Origin of the sequence: Citrobacter sp. Cs237 (assembly GCF_030332325.1) — a bacterium.
Lineage (GTDB): Bacteria > Pseudomonadota > Gammaproteobacteria > Enterobacterales > Enterobacteriaceae > Citrobacter_A > Citrobacter_A sedlakii.
On sequence record NZ_JAOWIB010000008.1, the window covers coordinates 1 to 214 of the forward strand.

1 rRNA gene is annotated in these 214 nt (G+C 50.0%); it reads right to left on the reverse strand.

The window, feature by feature from the left end:
* Positions 1–61, reverse strand: a 5S ribosomal RNA gene (gene rrf / locus OGY07_RS23415); the annotation flags it as partial.
* Positions 62–214: the final 153 nt, after the last annotated feature.

The following is a 214-nucleotide window of genomic DNA, read 5'->3' on the forward strand; positions in this document are numbered from 1 at the left end:
GGCGTTTCACTTCTGAGTTCGGCATGGGGTCAGGTGGGACCACCGCGCTACGGCCGCCAGGCAAATTCTTTGTGCTCTGTACGCAATACTTTATCGCATCAGCGGCGCTGACTGCGCAAACTATTGCGTACTTAACTCTGAATCAATGCTGAAAATCTTCTCAATTCCGCCAAAACATCTTCGGCGTTGTAAGGTTAAGCCTCACGGTTCATTA